This is a genomic window from Mesorhizobium sp. B2-4-15 (assembly GCF_006658505.1).
Classification (GTDB): domain Bacteria; phylum Pseudomonadota; class Alphaproteobacteria; order Rhizobiales; family Rhizobiaceae; genus Mesorhizobium.
In genome coordinates this window covers 1-14,715 of record NZ_VFUZ01000022.1, presented here as the reverse complement: position 1 = coordinate 14,715, position 14,715 = coordinate 1, and the positions used below count along the sequence as shown (strand labels likewise).

The 14,715-nt window shown below is 63.6% G+C and carries 15 protein-coding genes; 5 read left to right on the top strand and 10 right to left on the bottom strand.

Annotation, left to right across the window (positions count from 1 at the left end):
- Positions 1–30 precede the first annotated feature (30 nt).
- Genes FJ930_RS22795 through FJ930_RS22785 form a run of 3 tightly spaced genes read right to left on the bottom strand, consistent with a single transcriptional unit; the run spans position 31 to position 3,913 of the window.
- Positions 31–999, bottom strand: coding sequence for a substrate-binding domain-containing protein (locus FJ930_RS22795; RefSeq protein WP_141840198.1), 969 nt, complete (start codon positions 997–999; stop codon positions 31–33).
- A complete protein-coding gene (locus FJ930_RS22790) occupies positions 996–2,330 on the bottom strand; it encodes an ABC transporter permease (RefSeq protein ID WP_141840197.1) in 1,335 nt (444 codons plus the stop codon). Before FJ930_RS22790 ends, FJ930_RS22795 begins: the two co-directional genes overlap by 4 nt.
- Positions 2,327–3,913, bottom strand: coding sequence for a sugar ABC transporter ATP-binding protein (locus FJ930_RS22785; protein ID WP_141840196.1), 1,587 nt, complete (start codon positions 3,911–3,913; stop codon positions 2,327–2,329). Before FJ930_RS22785 ends, FJ930_RS22790 begins: the two co-directional genes overlap by 4 nt.
- Before the next feature lie 222 nt (positions 3,914–4,135).
- On the opposite strand from FJ930_RS22785, the gene FJ930_RS22780 reads away from it, so the two are divergent.
- Positions 4,136–5,155, top strand: a complete 1,020-nt coding sequence (locus FJ930_RS22780) for a LacI family DNA-binding transcriptional regulator (RefSeq protein ID WP_141840195.1) — start codon at positions 4,136–4,138, stop codon at positions 5,153–5,155.
- Between the two features lie 20 nt (positions 5,156–5,175).
- On the opposite strand, the gene FJ930_RS22775 is transcribed toward FJ930_RS22780, so the two are convergent.
- The 5 genes from FJ930_RS22775 to FJ930_RS22755 all read right to left on the bottom strand — a co-directional run bounded on the left by FJ930_RS22775 (position 5,176) and on the right by FJ930_RS22755 (position 10,395).
- On the bottom strand, positions 5,176–5,964 hold the full coding sequence (locus FJ930_RS22775) for an inositol monophosphatase family protein (protein ID WP_141840194.1): 789 nt from the start codon (positions 5,962–5,964) through the stop codon (positions 5,176–5,178).
- 128 nt (positions 5,965–6,092) lie between these two features.
- On the bottom strand, positions 6,093–7,094 hold the full coding sequence (locus FJ930_RS22770) for an LLM class flavin-dependent oxidoreductase (protein WP_141840193.1): 1,002 nt from the start codon (positions 7,092–7,094) through the stop codon (positions 6,093–6,095).
- Positions 7,091–7,924, bottom strand: a complete 834-nt coding sequence (locus FJ930_RS22765; RefSeq protein ID WP_140743976.1) for an arylamine N-acetyltransferase — start codon at positions 7,922–7,924, stop codon at positions 7,091–7,093. Before FJ930_RS22765 ends, FJ930_RS22770 begins: the two co-directional genes overlap by 4 nt.
- Positions 7,925–7,995: 71 nt before the next feature.
- Positions 7,996–9,165 carry an AI-2E family transporter gene (locus tag FJ930_RS22760; protein ID WP_140743974.1) on the bottom strand — a complete coding sequence of 390 codons (1,170 nt, stop codon included), beginning with the start codon at positions 9,163–9,165 and terminating at the stop codon, positions 7,996–7,998.
- Between the two features lie 168 nt (positions 9,166–9,333).
- A complete protein-coding gene (locus FJ930_RS22755; protein WP_141840192.1) occupies positions 9,334–10,395 on the bottom strand; it encodes an LLM class flavin-dependent oxidoreductase in 1,062 nt (353 codons plus the stop codon).
- Between the two features lie 278 nt (positions 10,396–10,673).
- On the opposite strand from FJ930_RS22755, the gene FJ930_RS22750 reads away from it, so the two are divergent.
- A complete protein-coding gene (locus tag FJ930_RS22750) occupies positions 10,674–11,102 on the top strand; it encodes a DUF6481 family protein (protein WP_141840191.1) in 429 nt (142 codons plus the stop codon).
- Positions 11,103–11,240: 138 nt separating this feature from the next.
- Here FJ930_RS22750 and sugE read toward each other — a convergent pair whose 3' ends face one another.
- Both sugE and FJ930_RS30770 read right to left on the bottom strand, forming a co-directional pair.
- Positions 11,241–11,555: a quaternary ammonium compound efflux SMR transporter SugE gene (gene sugE, locus FJ930_RS22745; protein ID WP_010912766.1), complete on the bottom strand. Its 315-nt coding sequence runs from the start codon at positions 11,553–11,555 to the stop codon at positions 11,241–11,243.
- A gap of 214 nt (positions 11,556–11,769) precedes the next feature.
- Positions 11,770–11,895, bottom strand: a complete 126-nt coding sequence (locus tag FJ930_RS30770; RefSeq protein WP_081294138.1) for a hypothetical protein — start codon at positions 11,893–11,895, stop codon at positions 11,770–11,772.
- Between the two features lie 218 nt (positions 11,896–12,113).
- Here FJ930_RS30770 and FJ930_RS22735 point away from each other — a divergent pair, with 218 nt between their 5' ends.
- The 3 genes from FJ930_RS22735 to FJ930_RS22725 all read left to right on the top strand — a co-directional run bounded on the left by FJ930_RS22735 (position 12,114) and on the right by FJ930_RS22725 (position 14,540).
- On the top strand, positions 12,114–13,067 hold the full coding sequence (locus FJ930_RS22735) for a cation diffusion facilitator family transporter (RefSeq protein ID WP_141840190.1): 954 nt from the start codon (positions 12,114–12,116) through the stop codon (positions 13,065–13,067).
- A gap of 176 nt (positions 13,068–13,243) precedes the next feature.
- On the top strand, positions 13,244–13,648 hold the full coding sequence (locus tag FJ930_RS22730) for a GFA family protein (protein ID WP_141840189.1): 405 nt from the start codon (positions 13,244–13,246) through the stop codon (positions 13,646–13,648).
- Positions 13,649–13,727: 79 nt separating this feature from the next.
- Positions 13,728–14,540, top strand: coding sequence for a class I SAM-dependent methyltransferase (locus tag FJ930_RS22725; protein WP_141840188.1), 813 nt, complete (start codon positions 13,728–13,730; stop codon positions 14,538–14,540).
- Positions 14,541–14,715: the final 175 nt, after the last annotated feature.

The window sequence follows — 14,715 nt, the reverse complement described above, 5'->3', positions numbered from 1 at the left end:
GAGGGCAGCGCCAACCCATCACACAAGTCCTCAGAGGCCGTTATCCTTCAGCACCTTGGCGGCGTTTTCCTTGGTGATCTTCTCGGTGGGCAGCGTGATGGTCTTTTCGACCTTCTCGCCTTTGAGGAACTTGATCGCCTGGCGCAGGCCTTCGGCGCCGGGAGTCACATAGGTGAAGGTCGCCGTCAGCTCGCCCTTGTTGACCAGCTGCACGCCTTCATTGGGCAGACCGTCAATGCCGATGAACTTGATGTCCTTCTCGCGGCCGGCGTCCTTGGCGGCGAGATAGGCGCCGTAGGCCATCGGATCGTTGTGACCGTAGACGAGGTCGATCTTCTCGTTGTTGCGCAGCGCGGTCGCCATGATGTTGTAGGCCTGGTCCTGCTTCCAGTCGCCCGACTGCTGGTCGAGCAGATACTTGATGCCCGGCTCCTTGTCGGTGAATTCGTGGAAGCCGTCATGGCGGTCATGCGCCGGCTGGGTGCCCATGCCGCCCCAGATCTCGACGACATTGCCCGCCGCCTTGCCCTTGCCGCCGAGCAGCTCGACGGCATATTCGCCGGCCGCGCGGCCGATCAGCTTATTGTCGCCGCCGACGAACTGGGTGTAGTCCTTGGTGTCGACATTGCGGTCGAGCACGAAGACCGGGATCTTGGCGCCGATGGCCTGCTGCACGACGCCCGTCAAGCCGGCGGATTCCTTCGGCGACACCAGCAGCGCGTCGACTTCCTGGCGGATCAGATTCTCGACATCGGCGACCTGCTTCTCGGTCTTGTCCTCGCCATCGGTGACGATCAGCTCGACGTCCGGATGCTTGGCGGCTTCGGCCAGGATGTCCTTGTTGAACTGGGCGCGCCAGGGCTCGATGGTCGTCACTTGCGAGAAGCCGATCTTCCACTTCTTGTCCTGGGAGAAGGCATGGCCGGTGGAGAGCAGCGCGGTGGTGGTCAGCATTGCCGCGCCGAGGGCGGCAAGCTTCAGCATGTCACGTCGTTTCATTTCTTGTTTCCTCCGAGATTGAGAGACGGGGTCTCTTGCGACGGCCGCTTGACCGCGGCCATTTCCTTGCGCGCCGGTTGCCCGCGCCTGACGGACGCAGGTACGAGGCGCAGATAGGCCAGGAGATCACCGGCATTTCGCTCCTGGACGAGCACGGTGCCAATGATGATCATTCCCTTCAGCACCAGCTGAAGGTTCGAGTTGATATTGTGGAGCTGCAATATGTTGGAGAGCAGCCCGAAAATCAGCACGCCGCAGAAGGTGCCGGTCAGACTGCCGCGGCCGCCCATCAGGCTGGTGCCGCCGATGACCACGGCGGCGATGGCGTCGAGCTCCAGCCCGGCGCCGGCATCCGGCTTGCCTTGCCGGTACTGCGCCACATAGAGCACGGCGGCGATGCCGGCGAGCAGGCCGGAAACTGCATAGGTGGCGATCTTGACGCGCCCGGCGGCGATGCCGGAGAGCCGGGCCGCCTCCTCATTGCCGCCGATGGCATAGACATAGCGGCCGAACGGCGTGAAGCGCAGCACCGCGCCGTAGATCAGGATCGCGCCCAGGAAGAACAGGCCGGGCATAGGGATGACGCCGAACACCAGCGAGCGCAGCATTTCGAAATCCGCGGTGGCGTTCGAGCCGGTATAGACCGGCAGCACCGCATTGTTCTGGCCGGCGGTGAGCCGGGCGATGCCGAGTGCCGTCACCATCATCGCCAGGGTGACGATGAAGGGCTGCAGGCGCCCGCCAACGATAATGAAGCCGTTGACGGCGCCAAACAGCAGGCCGACGCAGGGCGCCACCAGCAGCACGCCGAGCACGCCGAATCTGGGCTCGATCTGCGACAGCAGATACCAAAGGGACAAGCAGCACAGCACGATGCCGACGATGGCCGGCGTGACCAGCCCCCGAGCGCTGTTCAGTCGGATATCGCGCGCGGCGGCATCCGGACCGGCGCGGGACTTTTCCAGGTTGAGGAAGATGAAGCGGGTGATGACGAAGCCAAGGCAAAGCGCCACCAGGGCAACGGTCGGCACGCCAAGCACGACACCCGGCGTCACGCCCGGAACCGTCAGCAGCATGGCGCAAACCACCGAGCAGATGGCCATCAGCGAGCCGACGGAAAGATCGATGCCGCCGGTGATGATCACCGCCGTCATGCCGGTGGCGATCAGCCCGGTGGTCGACACCTGGCGCAGCACGTCGAGCAGGTTGCCGTAGGACAGGAAGATGTTGTTGCCCTTGGAACTCACCGGCGAGCCCAGCACGCCGATCAGGAAGATAGCGATCAAGCCCCAGTAGAGCTTGGTCCGGGACAGGAGCTTCAGGGCAGTCATGCGGCTGGTCTCGAAATGGCACGGCGCGGCGCAGCGAGGCGCATGATGGCCTCCTCGCTTGCCGCCTCGCGGGAAAGAATGCCGGTCTGGCGGCCGTCGGCCATCACCAGGATACGATCCGAGAGATGCAGCAGTTCCGGCAGCTCGGAGCTGATGACGGCGATGGCTAGGCCTTCGCGCGCCAGCCTGAAGATCAGGTCATAGATTTCGCGCTTGGCGCCGACATCGATGCCGCGCGTCGGTTCGTCCAGCAAAAGCACGCGTGGCCTGGTCGCCAGCCACTTGCCGATGACGACCTTCTGCTGATTGCCGCCTGACAGCGTGCCGGCCGGCTGGTCGATATCCTGGCAGCGGATGCCGAGCGCCTTGACCGCCTGCCGCGCCAGCCCCTGTTCGCCGGCCAGCGAGCGGATGCCGAAGCGCGCCAGCGATCCGACCAGCGGCAGCGCCACATTGTCAGTGATCGAGGCCTGCAGGTGCAGGCCTTGCGTCTTGCGATCCTCGGTCACAAGCGCGATGCCCAGCCGCCTTGCGTCGCGCGGCGAGCGGATGTTCACGGGGGCGCCGTCGAGCCGGATTTCGCCGCCGGTCCGGCCATCGCCCGAACCAAAAATCGCCTCCATGATCTCGGTGCGGCCGGAGCCCAGCAGACCGCCAATGCCGAGGATTTCGCCTGCGGCAAGATCGAAGCTGACGCCGTCGATCACCTGCCGCCAGCCCTGGCGGTCGGGCTTCGACAGCGACAGATCGCTGACCGAAAGCACAGTCCCGCCGCCGATATCCCGCTCCTCTTGGGAGGATGCGAGCAGGTCCCTGCCGACCATCGCCGAAATGATGGCATTCTCGTCAAGCTCGGCCATCGGCCTGGTCAGCACATGGCGTCCGTCGCGGAAGACGGTGACCCGGCTGGCCAGATGCATGACCTCGTCGATGCGGTGCGAGATGTAGACGATGGCGACGCCGCTGTCGGCAAGCTGGCGGATGATGCGGAACAGCCGCTGGCATTCGGCCTGCGACAGCGCGGAGGTCGGCTCGTCCATGATCAGGATGCGCGCCGACATTGACAGTGCCTTGGCGATCTCGACCAGCTGCTGTTCACCGACGCGCAAGGCGCCGACGCGGGCTTCGGGATCGAGTTCGATGCCGAGCCGCTGCAACAGGGCGCCGGCGGCACGGCTGCTCGCCTTGCGGTCGACGATCAACCCGGCGATCAGCTTCTCGCGGCCGAGAAAGATGTTGTCGGCGACGCTGAGCTCCGGCACCAGGTTGAGCTCCTGGTGAATGATGGCGATGCCGGCATCCTCGGCGTCGCGCACGCCGGCGAAGCCGACCGGCCGGCCATCGATGCTGACCGTGCCTTCATAGCCGGTATAGACGCCGGAGAGGATTTTCATCAGCGTCGACTTGCCGGCGCCGTTTTCGCCCATCAAGGCGTGGACCTCGCCGCCGCGCAGGTCGAAGCGGACGTCGCTAAGCGCTGCAATACCGCCGAAGCTCTTGGAAATATGCTCCGCGCTCAGAACCGTATCTGGCTGGTCCGCTGGCGCGTTATGCCCGGGGGAAAGGGAACTGCTGTGCTCCATGACAATGGCGGCCTCCCTTCCGTCTTCGTCAAATTCGACCCGAACGCTAATCTAAACGTTTCGATCATGTCAAGCCGCTATCTGACAAGGCAGGATTGACTCCTTTCAATTCTTGCGAAAAACCTTGATACTCCGTAGGTATAGCGAACAGGCACGGGCGAAACGTTTCGAAAAATGGCATCATCCAAGCGGACGCGGCAGCGGAAATCCACGGCACCGACGATGCTGCACGTGGCGGAAGCCGCGCGTGTCTCGGTCGCCACCGTTTCGGCACTGATCAACGGCACGGCGACCGTCAGCCCGGAGCTCAGCCAGCGCATCGAACAGGCGATCCGCGATATCGGCTACAAGCGCAATGCGATCGCCCGCAGCCTCAAGATGGGCACGACGCGCACCATCGGGCTGACCGTGCCGCACATCACCAACCCGTTCTTCACCGATGTCGTCTCGGTCATCCAGCAGGCCTTCGACCGCGCCGGCTATGCGGTCATGCTGTGTTGCACCGACGAGGATTTGAACACCCAGGACGACCAGATCAGGCTGTTGCTCGACCGCATGGTCGATGGGCTGATCGTGGCGCGTGTCGGCGACGGCGCGATCCTCAAGGGGATCGTCGACGACGCCAAGGTGCCGGTGGTGCTTCTGGACCGCATCTGCGAGGGCGTCGATACCGATACGGTGGTGCTCGACAACGAGCGCGCGGTGTTCGACGCCATCACCTATCTCATCGATCTCGGTCACCGGCGCATCGGCTACATCACCGGCACTTCGGACATTTCGCCCATGCACGACCGCATGACGGGATACCGTGGGGCGCTCGAGGCCGCCGGACTGCCGGTGGCCGAAGAGCTGGTCCGCTCCGGCAATTTCCACGAGATCGACGGCTATAACGCGACCATGCAGCTGCTTTCGCTGCACGACCGGCCGAGCGCGATCTTCTCGGCCAACAACCCGATGGTGATCGGCACCATGAAGGCGATCCGTGACATCGGCCTCTCCTGCCCCGAGGACATTTCGGTTGCCTGCTTTGACGATTTTCCGTGGTCCGATGTGTTCCAGCCGCAGCTGACCACGGTGGCGCAGCCCGTGCAGGCGATAGGCGAACAGGCGGCCAATCTGCTGCTTGACCGTCTCGCCGGCAACCGTGACGCACCGCCGCGCAAACTGGTGCTCAAGGGCCGGCTGATGATCCGCAATTCGTGCCGGCCACTGGGGGCGGTTGTGCAGAGCGTGAGTGCCTGAACGAACGTCAGCGCATCGGGCTAGAAGACGCCGGAACAAAGTGCCTGCAGCTTCGAAAAGACGCCCTTGCCGCCCGTGATGATCTGCGTTCCGCTCCGCAGCACCGTCTTCGGATCCGCCTTCAGAACCGTGCCGCCGGCCTCCTCGATCAACAGCATGCCAGCCAGACAGTCCCAAGCGTTCATGTGTTCTTCCACATAGCCAAGCAGCCGGCCCGACGCCACATAGGCAAGCATCAGGGCGCCGGACGCGTTGCGGAAGAAAACGCCGCCTTCGGCGAGGATCTTCTTGATCAGCACGGCGATGTTCTCGGCCTCGGCCCGATTCGAGAAGCCGGCCCCCACGGACCCTTCCTCCAGGCTGGTCGCCAGGCTCGTCCTGATCGGCCTGCCGTTGACGAAGGCGCCGCCGCCGAGCTTTCCGTGAAACGTCTCGCCGGTCGAAGGCTCGTGGATGACGCCGACAACCGTCTCTCCGTCTCGGGCGCAGGCGATCACCACGCACCAGGCCGGAATGCCGCGCACGAAATTGGCGGTACCGTCGATGGGGTCGATCACCCAGACGTAGCCTGTCGCGCCGTCGACCGGGGCATGCTCCTCGCCGACGATGCCGTCTTGCGGATAGTCGGCGGCAATGGCGGCGCGGATGAACAGTTCGACCTCGCGGTCGGCTTGCGAGACCAGGTCCTGATGGCCCTTGCTTTCGATGGTCAGGCTTTCCAGATCGCGGAAATATTTGAGGCCAAGTTCGCCCGCGCGACGCGCCAGCTCGATGGCGAATTGCATTCGCGCGTCATGGTCATTTTTCACGGGGCGACGCTCGATCCTGAGGGAGACGGCCCGCCTTAGCAAAAGAATGCCGTCCGCAAAAGTGTCCAAGAACAATTCCGGGAAAACAGTGCAATTGCTCCCGTCCGGAATTGCACGAAAACAAGGAGTCAGGCCGCCTGCGACAAGGATTTGTGGGCGTCGGCCAGGATCTCGAACGACCGCAGGCGAGCGGCATGATCGAAGATCTGCGCGGTGACCATCAGTTCGTCGGCACCGGTGCGGCGCACGAACGCATCGATGCCTTGCCGGACCGTTTCGGGCGAGCCGACGACGGCGCAGGACAGCGCCTGGCCGAGCATGGTCTTGGCCATCGGGTCGAGATCGCGGTCATAGTTCTCGACCGGCGGCGGCAATCTTCCCGGCCGGCCGGTGCGCAGATTGACGAAGGCCTGTTGCAGCGAGGTGAACAGCAATCGTGCCTCCGCGTCGGTGGGCGCTGCAAAGACGTTGAGGCCGAGCATGACATGCGGCTTGTCGAGCTGCTCCGACGGCTGGAAGCGCGAACGGTAGATGTCCAGTGCGTGATCGAGCTCCGCCGGCGCGAAATGCGAAGCGAAGGCGTAGGGCAGGCCGAGCATGGCGGCGAGTTGCGCGCCGTAGAGACTCGATCCGAGAATCCAGATCGGCACGTTCTGGCCTTCGCCAGGCACCGCCCTGAGGCGCTGGCCTTCCTCGGCAGGCAGGAAATAGCCCATAAGCTCGACGACATCCTGCGGGAAATTGTCGACGCCGGCCTCGAGATTGCGGCGCAAGGCGCGCGCCGTATTCATATCGGTGCCGGGCGCCCGGCCAAGACCGAGATCGATGCGGCCGGGAAACAAGGCGGCCAGCGTGCCGAACTGCTCGGCGATGACCAGCGGCGCATGGTTGGGCAGCATGATGCCGCCAGCGCCGACGCGGATGGCCCTAGTGCCACCGGCGATGTGGGCGATGACCACGGCGGTGGCGGCACTGGCGATGCCCGGCATGTTGTGATGTTCCGCCAGCCAGTAGCGCTTGTAGCCCAGCCGCTCGGCATGACGGGCGAGATCGAGCGAGTTGGCCAGCGAGTGCGAGGCATCGCTGCCTTCGACGATCGGCGACAGGTCGAGAACGGACAGTGCGGTCATGCAGAGGTCTCCACGATCTTCTTCTTGCGCACCCTGGCCTCGAAGACCGCGCGGTCGGGAATGATGATGCCGAGCTGGCCTTCCAGCGTGTCGGCGAGTTCGGCGGCGGTGGCGATGTCCTTCTGCTCGCTGCGGCCGTCAATGTGATGGATCGACAGCTTGGCACCGCGCAACGCAAAACGCCGGTCGGGCGCGGCGCGCGCCGCCATGACGGAGGTGAGGAAATGCGATGTCGGGTTGGTCGACAGGAAGTAGTTGGTGACGGAATAGTCGACCTCGTATTGCGGCTGCAGATCGAAGCGGTAGAGCGAGCGCCAGTCGCCGCCTATGGCGGCCTGCAATCGGAAATGATCGTCCGCTTCGGCGATGCGGAACGTCTCATGCGGGGTTTTCTGTTCCGTGCCGTGATCCAGCAGCAGGGGCGCCGTCAGGGTCAGGCCACCGAAGCCGACATCGGCGATGTAGGTCTTGCCAGCAAGCTGGACCCGCAAAAGCATATGGCCGCGCGCCGTGATGGCGTCCTCGTTCTGACCCCAGAGCACGCGCGCCGCTAGCCCGCCGACCTCGAAACCCAGCGCCTTCAGGGCATGCATGAAGAGGAGATTGTGCTCGAAACAATAGCCGCCGCGCCCGCCAACGACGATCTTGTCCTGCAGCGCTGCAAGATCCAGACGGACCGGGCGGCCAAGAAACGGATCGATGTTCTCGAAGGGGATTGCCTGCGGGTGGAGGAAATGGAGCGTCTTCAACGTGTCCAGCGAGACATCCCTGGACCCGGCATGGCCGATGCGTGCGAAATAGGCGTCGAGGTCGAAGGAAACATCACTCATCGGAAGGGCACCGGCCATTGTCAGAGCGGATATAGGCATTCAGTCAGGATGCCGCAAACACAGCGTGCCGCTCATGCAGCGGCCTTGCTGTCCTCCTCCTCGGGTTCGTCCTCCACCACGGCGGTCTGTTGCGCGGCGAGAAAATTGCCGACATGACCGAGCCCCTCGAAATGATCGCAGAACACCTTGATGACCACCAGCAGCGGTACAGCCATCAGGGCGCCAACGAAGCCCCACAGCCACGACCAGAAGGCAATCGCGATGAAGATCGCCACCGCGTTGATCTCCAGACGCCGGCCGACCACCATCGGCGTCACGAACTGGCCTTCGACGATGTCGCAGAGCAGCACGAAGGCCGGCGCCAGAAGCGCGTAGGAAATGCTGTCGAAGCTGATCAGCGCCATCACCGCGACCAGCACGATGGTCAGCAGCGCACCGACATAGGGCAGGAAGTTGAGCAGCGCCGCCGCGACGCCCCAGACCAGCGGGTTGGGCATGCCGAGTGCCCACAGGCCAAGGCCGATGACGGTGCCGAGACCCCCGTTGATGATGGTGACGGTGAGCAGATAGTGCGAGATTTCGCGCTCGACGTCATAGACGACGCGCAGCGCCCGCTTCTTCTCGGTGAGGCTGGCGAAAGACTGGATGATCTTCTCGTAGAACATGGTCCCCGAGGCGAGCAGGAACAACGACAGGACGAAGATGATGGTGAGGCTGGTTCCCGCCGACAGGATGTTGCTGGCGGCGGACGACAGAATGCCGGACTGGGCGACCGCGACCTTTTGTATGTCGGGTTCCTGGGAAGTCTCGGTCAATTGCTCGATCTGATGCGAGATCTGCATGACTTTTTCGAATGGACGGCGCAACTGCGCCAGCCGTTCGGCCAGTTGCTGACCGATGGACGAGGTGTTGTTGATGAGGTCGATGATCGGGCTGGACAGCAGGTAACCGGCGCTGGCGAAGACGCAGATCGAGAGCAGCACCAGAAGGGTCGCCGAGGCCACCTCGGGAATGCCGTGCTTGCGCAAAAGCCGGACGATCGGCGTCAGCGTCAGCGCCAGCAGGAAGGCCAGAATGACGGGCATGAAGAAGGCGCGGGCGAAATAAAGCGCATAGACGGTCATGAAAATGAAGATGCCGACAAGCAGCGATCGCATCAGATGCGTGTCGGCGCGGGCCTCGACGCGCGGATCATCTGATGCGGCTGTGCCTGCGCCCGAAGCGGCGGACTCGGTCTTCATATTTCCCCTTGCCTGCCACCCGGCAATGGACGCATGGCGGGCGCTGCCAAAACGCGGAGTTGCGGGCAAGGTTCCATAAGCCGGCTTCGGATGGCCGCGAGATCGTCGCGCGACAACCGCGTAGGGTCCAAGCGAAGCGGGGCGCCACCCGGGCGAGAGTTGGCGGGTTCAGGCGACGGGCGACGCCACCGCCGGCGTTGATTTCGCCGTTTCCTTGCGCACGATTGGCGCCACCCTGGTGCCGTAGAGCTCGATCGCCTTCATGATCTTGGCATGCGGCATGGTGCCGATCGCCATCTGCAACAAGAAGCGGTCATTGTTGAAGATCTTGTGCTGGGCGACGATTTTCTCGGCTACCTGCTCGGGATTGCCGACGAAAAGCGCGCCGTTCGTTCCGCGCGACTGGTCGAAATGCGCCCGCGATGTCGGGCCCCAGCCGCGCTCGCGGCCGATGCGGTTCATGACTTCGGCCTGCGGACCGTAAAAATCATCGGCCGCCTGCTCGGTCGTGTCCGCGACGAAGCCATGCACGTTGATGCTGGTGGCAAGGCCCGCCGGATCACTGCCGGCACGCCTGGCAGCCTCACGGTAGAGGTCGAACAGCGGCGCGAACCGCGCCGGCTCGCCACCGATGATGGCAAGCGCCAGGGGCAGGCCGAGCGCGCCCGCGCGCGCGGCGGACTGCGGCGTGCCGCCGATGGCGATCCACACGGGCAACTTGTCCTGAAAGGGCCGTGGGTAGACGCCGCGATCGTTGATCGGCGCGCGCAGATTGCCGGACCAGGTGACCTTCACCTGATCGCGGATGGCAAGCAGCAGATCGAGCTTTTCGGCGAAGAGCTCGTCGTAATCCTCCAGATTGTAGCCGAACAGCGGGAAGGATTCGATGAACGAACCGCGCCCGGCCATGATCTCGGCGCGGCCGCCCGAGAGAAGATCGAGCGTGGCAAATTGCTGGAAGACGCGCACCGGATCATCGGAAGACAGCACCGTGACAGCGCTGGTGAGCTTGATGCGTTTGGAGTGCTCGGCAGCCGCCGCCAAGGCGACGACCGGCGCGGACGTGGCATAATCTGGCCGGTGATGCTCACCAAGACCAAATACGTCGAGACCGACCTGGTCGGCCAGTTCGACCTCCTCGATCAGATTGCGCAAGCGCTCATGTGGTCCGATGGCGCCCGGGCCGGACTGCGGACTGACGTCGGCAAAAGTGTAAAGACCGAGTTCCATGTCAATGTCATCCTGGTTCGGCGAATTCGGAGTTCGCGAGAGTGCAAGCGGCGTGGGAAGAGAACCACCGCGCCGCTTTCCGTTTCGCTTCAGAGGTAGCGATCCGCCAGCCCCGTCGCCAGAGGGCGGACGATGAACAGTGCATGCCGATTTCCGAAGGAAAGGCGTCTCCCGCGCGCAACAGCCCAGAAATTCATGGCTGCCATACCGATTTGGCGCTTGAACTCTCGGTTTTCGCGCGTATGTAAGCCTCGCGAATTGACTTCAGGGAAGTGGACTTGGCTATCTACAGGGAAAAAGATATTTTCGAGCGGCGCAATGCCGCGAACGAGGCAAAGAAGGCGCTTCTGGAGCGCTTCAAGTCAAAGCCGGCAGCAGACGATCCCGCGGTGCTGGCGCGACAGGCCGAACGCAAGGCGATCCTTGCGGCCCGTGAAATACGTGAGGCCGAGAAGGCCCGGCTGAAGCAGGAAAAGCTGGCGCGCGAAGCGGCCGAGAAGGCTGAACGCGAGGCCACGGCCGAAGCGGCGCGCATCGCCGCCGAGGAAGCCGCCGCGGCTGAAGCGAAGATCCGCGAAGCCGAGGAGACCGAGCGCATCGCCCGGCTGCTCGCCGACGAGGCCGAACGCAAGGCCAAGCGCGACGCGCGTTACGCGGCGCGCAAGGCGCGCACCGGCAGGGCCCCCCCCGGCTTTACCGGCCGCTAAGCGCGGCATCGCCTCGAGGTACACTGGAAAAGGGACGCGCCACGGCGCGGCCCTTTTTCGCGTTTGTCGATCCTGTCGCCCGGCATCTATGTCAGGCGAGTTCACTTTCGAGCCAGGCCCTGAGGCGAGGGAACACCCTCAGGCCGCGAATTTCAGCCCCATGATGCCGCAGACGATCAGCGCGATGCAGGCGAGCCGGATCGCGGTGGCCGGCTCGCCGAGCAGCCAGATGCCGAGCAGCGCCGTGCCGACGGTGCCGATGCCGGTCCACACCGCATAGGCGGTGCCGACGGGCAGCGCCTTCAGCGCCAGGCCGAGTAGGGTGAGGCTGACGATCATCGACGCGACCGTGAGCACGGTCGGAACGAGCCTGGTGAAGCCGTCGGTGTATTTGAGGCCGATCGCCCAACCGATTTCGAACAGGCCGGCGAAAAACAGAAAAGTCCAGGACATCGGAGACCCTCCATCAGAGCACTAGGCGGGAAACAGAGTCCTGCCTCGGATGCTCAATCAAACAATGGGCGGGTCGTCCCGACCGAATTTTCGGAGAGGCGCGGGGTCGTCCCCGCGCCGGAAACATAGGGTTGTCCAGACGCCCGATCAACATCTGCCCGGCGGCATCGTCGAATACCGCCGGCGAGATCTCGCCGCGCCGGCTGGCCGAGACCTACTTTTCCTTGATCCGCATCGCCTTGACCGGCGGCGCCTTGAGGGCCGGAGCGGCTGCGGGTTTCTTGGCGTCCTTTTTCGGCTTGCGGGCTTCCTTGCCCGCCTTCATCGCACCTTTAGCCATGATTCGTTCCTCCAATTGTGGGAAGTGAAGTGAAACAAGAGAAACGCCTCTAAGCAAGAGGGCTGTTTGCGGCCTTGCGCCCCGCGGATGCCTGTCAACCGGTTTGAGAGGCCCGGCGACGGGCGGCCTGAACGCATCGGCTGTTCGTGCGTTCAGGATAGTGTGGAGCTTCGGCGGACGGGGAGCTAAGCTCAGGCATCGGCAACCGCGAGGAAACGATGGCCGGGCACGGCGGCTCAAAAACGGTCATCTATGCGGCGCTGGCCGGCAATCTGGCCATCGCGCTGACCAAATTCGGCGCCGCCTTCTTCACCGGCAGTTCGGCGATGCTATCGGAAGGCGTCCATTCACTGGTCGATACCGGCAATGGCGGCCTCCTGCTCTACGGCATGCACCGTGCCGCGCGCCCGGCCGACCGCACGCATCCGCTCGGACATGGCCGCGAGCTCTATTTCTGGAGCTTCATCGTCGCTCTTCTCGTCTTCGCGCTGGGCGCCGGCGTTTCGCTCTACGAGGGCATCATCCACATCATGGCGCCCGAGCCTGCCGCCAACGTCAAGGTGAACTATATCGTTCTCGGCCTGTCCTTCCTGTTCGAGGGCACCTCCTGGCTGGTGGCGCTGAGGGAATTTCGCCGGCACAAGGGCGGAGAAGGCTGGCTGGAGGCCGCGCAATCGAGCAAGGATCCGAGCGTCTATACCGTTCTGTTCGAGGACAGCGCTGCCCTTCTCGGCCTGACCGTCGCCTTTGCCGGCATATTGGCGGCGGAGCTGCTGGAGATGCCGGAACTCGACGGCGTGGCTTCGATCGGCATCGCGCTTATCCTCGGCGCGACGGCGATTTTCCTGGCCCGTGAAAGCAAGGGGCTGCTCATCGGCGAGCCGGCTTCACCCGAAGTGCAGAGACGCGTGCTGGAGATCGTCCAGCAGGACCAGGCGGTGCAACGGGCGAACGGAGTCCTGACCGTCCACATGGGGCCGGAAGAGATCGTGGCTGGCCTCAGCATCGAGTTCGAGGACCATCTGACCGCACCCGAGATCGAAGCCTGTGTCGAACGCATCGAGGCGCGGCTGAAGAAGGAGATGCCGGAGATCACGCGGCTGTTCGTCAAACCGCAGACCACCGGCACCTGGGAGCAGCGGCGCAAGGTGATCGAATCCGCGTCCGACTAAAGCGCGTCGCGTGGAAACGGATTCTGCGACACGCTTTAGATTCCTTGTTTTCATGCCTGGTCGTTCTCCCAAAGCCGAGGTCAGTTCTGGGCGACATTGGCCTTACACCAGCATTCCGCCGTTGCCCCACCGCCCTGCTCCGCTAAGATCAGTGGATGAATTTTGGAGGAGCAACGATGAGGATCGACGGCGGGTGCCATTGCGGCGCCATCACCTATGAAGCGGAGGTCGACCCGGAGAAGACCTCGATCTGCCACTGCACGGACTGCCAGCAACTGACCGGGACCGCCTTTCGCGTCACCGTTCCCGCACCCGAGGATCACTACCGGATCACTCGGGGCAAGCCAAGAATCTATATCAAGACCGGAGCAAGTGGCGCCAAGCGCGCCCAGGCCTTTTGCGGCGACTGCGGTTCGCATCTTTACGCGACGTCGGTCGGCGACGGTCCGAAGGTGTATGGGATCAGGGCGGGAACCGCGCGGCAACGCGAGGATCTCGTCCCGACACAACAGATATGGCATCGCTCGGCCCTGCACTGGCTGCCGGAATTCAAGGTCACCACGATCGCGGAAGAGCGGTAGCCGCTCTTTTCGGAAATCGTGTCCAAGGACCTGCAAGCATGTGCTAGGCTGTGCGCCATAGACATGGTGGGTGATCGTCATGCACGAAGCCGACAAGCTCTTTTCCGGCTCGATTCCGGAAAACTACGACCGCTACATGGTGCCGTTGATTTTCGAGCCGTTCGCCACGGACCTTGCACGACGAGCGGCCTCCTTGTCACCCAGCGCCGTTCTGGAAGTCGCGGCGGGCACCGGGGTCGTCACCCGCGCATTGGCGCCAAAACTGCCCCCTGGCGCGAGCTATGTCGTGACCGACCTCAACCAGCCGATGCTAGACTATGCCGCTTCGCGACAGGCTCCCGACGGCCGTATCCACTGGCGCCAGGCCGATGCGCTGGCGCTGCCGTTTGAAAATGCGGCTTTCGATCTCGTCTGTTGCCAGTTCGGCGCGATGTTCTTCCCCAACCGCCTGTCTGCCTATCGCGAGGCCAAGCGGGTCCTGAAGCCCGGTGGGTATTTTCTGTTCAATGTCTGGGATCGCATCGAGGAGAATGTGTTTGCCGATGATGTCACCAATGCGCTGGCAGGGATTTTTCCCGACGATCCGCCGCGCTTTCTGGCACGCACGCCACACGGCTACCACGATAAGGCACTCATCCGCAGTGAGCTGGAGGACGCCGGTTTTTCCCAAGTGGTGATCGAGACGAGAGCCGAACAAAGCCGTGCATCCTCGCCGCGCCTTCCGGCCGTTGCCTATTGCCAGGGAACTGTTCTTCGCACCGAAATCGAGGCCAGGGATCCGGGGAAACTGGACGCTGCAACGGATTATGCCGCATCCGCGATTGCGGACAGACATGGCAGCGGCGAGGTTGCCGCCAAAATTCAGGCACATGTGATCATGGCTGTGGTTTGAAGCAAGTCCCCCAAAAGTGACCTCGGTTTTGGGAGAACGACATGCATCAACAAAGACCTAAAGCGCGTCGCATGAATCCGTTTCGACGCGACGCGCTTTAAGGCTTGTTGAGATTCATCGCGAGTTGATGACGGCGGCTGCGAGAAGGATGATGGCTGCGAAGCTCTGGTCGGTT

Excerpts from the sequence above, each read along its gene's own strand:
- FJ930_RS22795 (WP_141840198.1), bottom strand. The coding sequence starts at position 999 with ATGAAACGACGTGACATGCTGAAGCTTGCCGCCCTCGGCGCGGCAATG.
- FJ930_RS22790 (WP_141840197.1), bottom strand. The coding sequence starts at position 2,330 with ATGACTGCCCTGAAGCTCCTGTCCCGGACCAAGCTCTACTGGGGCTTG.
- FJ930_RS22785 (WP_141840196.1), bottom strand. The coding sequence starts at position 3,913 with ATGGAGCACAGCAGTTCCCTTTCCCCCGGGCATAACGCGCCAGCGGAC.
- FJ930_RS22780 (WP_141840195.1), top strand. The coding sequence starts at position 4,136 with ATGCTGCACGTGGCGGAAGCCGCGCGTGTCTCGGTCGCCACCGTTTCG.
- FJ930_RS22770 (WP_141840193.1), bottom strand. The coding sequence starts at position 7,094 with ATGACCGCACTGTCCGTTCTCGACCTGTCGCCGATCGTCGAAGGCAGC.
- FJ930_RS22765 (WP_140743976.1), bottom strand. The coding sequence starts at position 7,924 with ATGAGTGATGTTTCCTTCGACCTCGACGCCTATTTCGCACGCATCGGC.
- FJ930_RS22760 (WP_140743974.1), bottom strand. The coding sequence starts at position 9,165 with ATGAAGACCGAGTCCGCCGCTTCGGGCGCAGGCACAGCCGCATCAGAT.
- FJ930_RS22755 (WP_141840192.1), bottom strand. The coding sequence starts at position 10,395 with ATGGAACTCGGTCTTTACACTTTTGCCGACGTCAGTCCGCAGTCCGGC.
- sugE (WP_010912766.1), bottom strand. The coding sequence starts at position 11,555 with ATGTCCTGGACTTTTCTGTTTTTCGCCGGCCTGTTCGAAATCGGTTGG.
- FJ930_RS30770 (WP_081294138.1), bottom strand. The coding sequence starts at position 11,895 with ATGGCTAAAGGTGCGATGAAGGCGGGCAAGGAAGCCCGCAAGCCGAAA.
- FJ930_RS22735 (WP_141840190.1), top strand. The coding sequence starts at position 12,114 with ATGGCCGGGCACGGCGGCTCAAAAACGGTCATCTATGCGGCGCTGGCC.
- FJ930_RS22730 (WP_141840189.1), top strand. The coding sequence starts at position 13,244 with ATGAGGATCGACGGCGGGTGCCATTGCGGCGCCATCACCTATGAAGCG.
- FJ930_RS22725 (WP_141840188.1), top strand. The coding sequence starts at position 13,728 with ATGCACGAAGCCGACAAGCTCTTTTCCGGCTCGATTCCGGAAAACTAC.